Consider the following 4,214-nt stretch of genomic DNA (forward strand, 5'->3'; position numbering starts at 1 on the left):
CGGGCGGCGTCCTCCGGCCCCGCCGGGGACGTCCCGCCGGACGCCGTGCCGGACGCCGTGCCGGACGCCGTGCCGGACCGGGCGGGCGCGCCCGCCGGCTCGGGGACCGCGTCCACCTCGCTCAGCCGGGTCGACTCCCAGAAATCCAGCAGCGGGCTTTTCGAATGGAGCTGAGGTCGCATTGAATACCGCTCGTTTCTCTGCCTACCGCGACAGGCCGGATCATCGAAGATCGCTACCCATCATCGGCAGGCCGGGCGGGCCGCGCATCTCCGAGAATGCGGCTGCCCGCACCGGTTCCGAGCAGGTGAAACACCGCGTCCGAGCCGCGCAATCCGCGAGAAGACCGGGCCCGCCCGGGGACGCAGAATAAGACCGTCCACTATTCAGGAGGGTTTTATGCGGGTGCTCTTCGTCAGCTACGCCGAACGGACCCACTATTTCCAGATGGTACCGATGGCCTGGGCGCTGCGGACCGCCGGGCACGAGGTCCGGGTCGCGAGCCAGCCCGCGCTCGCCGACACCGTCGTCCGGTCCGGACTGCCGTCGGTGACGGTGGGCCGGGACCACAGCTTCGACCAGGTGCTGGTCGAGAAGTCCCACGACGAGGGCTGGGCGGAGCGGGTCGCGAACGTCCTGATCGAGCCGGACGGGGTCGCCTACCCCGACTTCGTCCGGTTCATGGACGAGGCGACGATCTACTCCGCGAAGGTGTTCAACGACCCGATGGTGGACGACCTGGTCGCCTACACCCGGCAGTGGCGGCCCGACCTGATCGTCTGGGAGATGTTCACGTTCGCCGGAGCCGTCGCCGCCCGCGCCGCCGGCATCCCGCACGTGCGGTTCCTGTGGGGCGCGGACGTCCTGGTCCGGATGCGGCAGAGCTTCCTGCGGCGGCTCGCCGAGCAGCCCGAGGCCGAGCGGCACGACCCGCTGGGCGCGTGGCTCGCCGAGACGGCCGGACGGTTCGGGGCGTCCTACGACGAGGAGCTGGTCACCGGGCAGCACACGCTCGACCAGTCGCCGCCCAGCATGCGGCTGCCGCTCGGGCTGCCGACCGTCCCGGTGCAGTACGTCCCGTACAACGGCCCGGCCGCGATCCCCGACTGGCTGCGCGAACCGCCGGAGCGCCCCCGGGTGGCCGTCACCGCCGGCATCTCGATGCGCGGCTACCACGGCTTCGACCCGATCCCGACCAAGACGCTCCAGGCCCTCGGCGAGCTGGACGTGGAGGTCGTCGCGACGCTGGTGCCCGCCGAGGGCGAGACCGCCGAACTGCCGGACAACGTCCGGACCGTCGACTTCGTCCCGATGAACGCGCTGCTGCCGACCTGCGCGGCCGTCGTGCACGTGGGCGCGGCCGGGATCGGCGCGACGGCCACCCGGTACGGGGTCCCGCAGCTCACGCTGGTGCCGAGCGAGTGGGACGCGCCGGTCCGCGCCGAGCTGGTCCGGAAGCTGGGCGCGGGCCTGTCGATCCCGCGCGAGGAGGCCACCCCCGAGGGCGTCCGCGAGGCCGTGGGACGGCTGGTCTCCGAGCCGTCGTTCCGCCGCGCCGCCGAACGGCTGGGCGACGAGGTCCTCGCCGAGCCGTCCCCCAACGCGGCGGTCGCGGCGCTGGAGCGCATCGCCGCCGCCGGTGCCCCTCGATGACCGGGACGGTCCGCACGGGAACGGCCACCACACGGAACGACGCCCCGAAGCGGAACGGCGACGACCCGGCGCGGAACGGCGGCGACTCGGCGCGCAGCAGCAGCGACCCGGCGCGGAACGGCGACGATCCGACGCGCGGCGGCAGCGACCCGACGCGGAACGGCGACGATCCGACGCGCGGCGGCAGCGACCCGACGCGGAGCGGTTCGGGCCTGGCCGGAGGCGGCGACTGGCCGGACGGGGAACTTCAGCGATGGTTCCGGGAGCAGGCGCGGGCGGCCCGGACCGAGGTCCGCGTCGTCCCGCTGGACGCGCTGCGCGGCTGGCACGCCGATCCCGGCACCGGTGACCTGCGGCATCGCGGCGGCGGCTTCTTCACCGTCACCGGCCTCGCCGTCGGCAGCGAGACCGGGCCCGTGCCGCGCTGGGAGCAGCCGATCATCTCGCAGCCCGAGATCGGCGTGCTCGGCCTGCTGGTCCGGCGCAGGGCCGGACGGGTCGAGTGCCTCATCCAGGCGAAGATGGAGCCGGGCAACATCAACGGCGTCCAGATCTCGCCGACCGTCCAGGCCACCCGCAGCAACTACACCCGTGTGCACGGCGGACGCGCGACCCCGTACCTGGAGCACTTCGCCACGGCCCGGCCCGGCACGGTCGTGGTGGACGTCCTGCAGTCCGAGCAGGGCTCGTGGTTCCTCGGCAAGCGGAACCGGAACATGGTCGTGGAGGCGCGCGGCCCGGTGGAGGAGCGCGACGGCTTCCGCTGGGTCCGGCTGGACGTGCTGCACCGGCTGATGCGCCTGGACAACGTCGTCAACATGGACACCCGGACGGTCCTGTCCTGCCTGGCGTCGGTCTCCCCGCCCGGCCCGGCCGCCCTCCCGGCGCGTCCGGCGGGGCACGGCGAGGGAAACGGCGCGAGGGACGGCGACGGGTTCGGCGCGCTGGTCACCGCGTCGTTCGCGCCGCCCGGACGCCCCGACGGCCGTCCGGACGAGACCGAGATCGAGCTGCTGAGCTGGCTCACCGCGCACCGCAGCCGCCAGCCGATGACCGTGCGGCCGATCCCGGGCCGCACGGTGCGCGACTGGTCCTGGACCGGCGACGAGATCAGCCACCGCGACGGCCGCCACTTCAGCATCGTCGGCGTCGAGGTCCGCACCGGCGTCCGCGAGGTGGACGGCTGGGACCAGCCGATGCTCGTCCCGCGCGGGCGCGGCGTCGCCGCCTTCCTCGTCCGGGTGGTCGGCGGCGTCCTGCACGTGCTGGTCCGCGCCGCCGCGCAGCCCGGTCTGCGGGACGCGGTGGAGATCGGGCCGACCGTCCAGTGCCGTCCGGAGAACTACGCGCACCTGCCGGCCGCCGACCGGCCGCGCTTCCTGGACGAGGTGCTGTCGGCGCCGCCCGAGCGGGTCCGGTACGACTGCGTCCTGTCGGAGGAGGGCGGGCGCTTCTACCACGCGGAGAACCGGTACCTGGTGGTCGAGGCGGGCGACGGGGTGCCCGACGACCCGCCCGAGGACTTCCGCTGGACGACCCTGCACCGGCTCGCCGCCCTCACCCGCCAGGGCCACAACGTCAACGTCGAGGCGCGGTCCCTGCTGGCCTGCCTCCACGCCCTGTCCGGAGCGACCCCGTGACGGCCGGCGGGGCCGGTGGGGTCGGTGGGGCCGTGCGGGTGGGGGTGCTCGGCGGCGCGGACATCGCGTGGCGGCGGACGCTGCCCGCGCTGACCGCCGAACCCGGTGTGCGGGTCGTCGCGGTGGCCAGCCGGAGCGGGCGGCGCGCGGCGCGGTTCGCCGAGCGGTTCGGATGCGCCGCGGTCACCGGCTACGACGCGCTGCTCGCGCGGGACGACATCGACGCGGTGTACGTCCCGCTGCCCGCCGGGCTGCTCCACCGGTGGACGCGGGCGGCCCTCGACTCCGGACGGCACGTCCTCGCCGAGAAGCCCCTCGGCGAGGACGGCGACCAGGCCCGCGACCTGGTCGCGTGCGCGAACGCGCGCGGACTCGTCCTGATGGAGAACGTCGCCTTCCAGCTCCACCCGCAGCACGACGTGGTGCGGTCCCTGCTGGCGGAGGGCGCGGTCGGGGAGCCGCGGGAGTTCCGGGCCGTGTTCGGTATCCCGCCGCTGCCGGGCGACGACGTCCGGTACCGGCCCGACCTGGGCGGCGGAGCCCTCCTCGATCTCGGCTTCTACCCGCTGCGCGCTGCGCGCATGTTCCTCGGCGCCGGGCTGGAGGTCGCCGGGGCGCGGCTGCGGCCGGGGCCGTCCGGGGTGGACGTGGCCGGGTCGGCGCTGCTCGCGGCGCCGGACGGCACCACCGCGTCGGTCTCGTTCGGCTTCGAGCACGCCTACCGCAGCACGTACGAGCTGTGGGGGTCGGCGGGCCGGGTCCGCGCCGTCCGCGCGTTCACCCCGCCGCCGGACCACCGGCCGCGGATCACGGTGGACGGCCCCGGCGGGCGGCGGGTCCTCGAAGCGCCCGCCGCGGACCAGTTCGCGCTGCTGGCGGCCGACTTCGCCGCCGCCGTCCGCACCGGCCGCGACCTGCGCC

General features: G+C 75.1%; 4 protein-coding genes. 3 read left to right on the forward strand and 1 reads right to left on the reverse strand.

The annotated features are described in order from the left end of the window. A partial coding sequence (locus DZF91_RS39095; RefSeq protein ID WP_147341412.1) for a hypothetical protein occupies positions 1-182 on the reverse strand: 182 nt, incomplete at its 3' end. A 217-nt stretch (positions 183-399) separates the two neighbouring features. Between DZF91_RS39095 and DZF91_RS27485 the strand changes: the two genes are divergently transcribed. The 3 genes from DZF91_RS27485 to DZF91_RS27495 form a co-directional block, all read left to right on the forward strand. Beyond that, positions 400-1,653 carry an activator-dependent family glycosyltransferase gene (locus DZF91_RS27485; RefSeq protein ID WP_117360046.1) on the forward strand — a complete coding sequence of 418 codons (1,254 nt, stop codon included), beginning with the start codon at positions 400-402 and terminating at the stop codon, positions 1,651-1,653. Further along, the gene (locus tag DZF91_RS27490; protein ID WP_199486936.1) at positions 1,650-3,293 is read left to right on the forward strand and encodes an NDP-hexose 2,3-dehydratase family protein; all 1,644 of its coding nucleotides are present in this window, start codon (positions 1,650-1,652) and stop codon (positions 3,291-3,293) included. The genes DZF91_RS27485 and DZF91_RS27490 overlap by 4 nt, the downstream gene beginning before the upstream one ends. A gap of 32 nt (positions 3,294-3,325) precedes the next feature. Then, a partial coding sequence (locus DZF91_RS27495) for a Gfo/Idh/MocA family protein (protein WP_158588058.1) occupies positions 3,326-4,214 on the forward strand: 889 nt, incomplete at its 3' end.

The sequence above is a fragment of the Actinomadura logoneensis genome (assembly GCF_003428695.1).
Lineage (GTDB): Bacteria > Actinomycetota > Actinomycetes > Streptosporangiales > Streptosporangiaceae > Spirillospora > Spirillospora logoneensis.

Bases quoted from the DNA above. Each gene is read 5' to 3' on its own strand.
- DZF91_RS27485 (WP_117360046.1), top strand. From the start codon at position 400: ATGCGGGTGCTCTTCGTCAGCTACGCCGAACGGACCCACTATTTCCAG.
- DZF91_RS27490 (WP_199486936.1), top strand. From the start codon at position 1,650: ATGACCGGGACGGTCCGCACGGGAACGGCCACCACACGGAACGACGCC.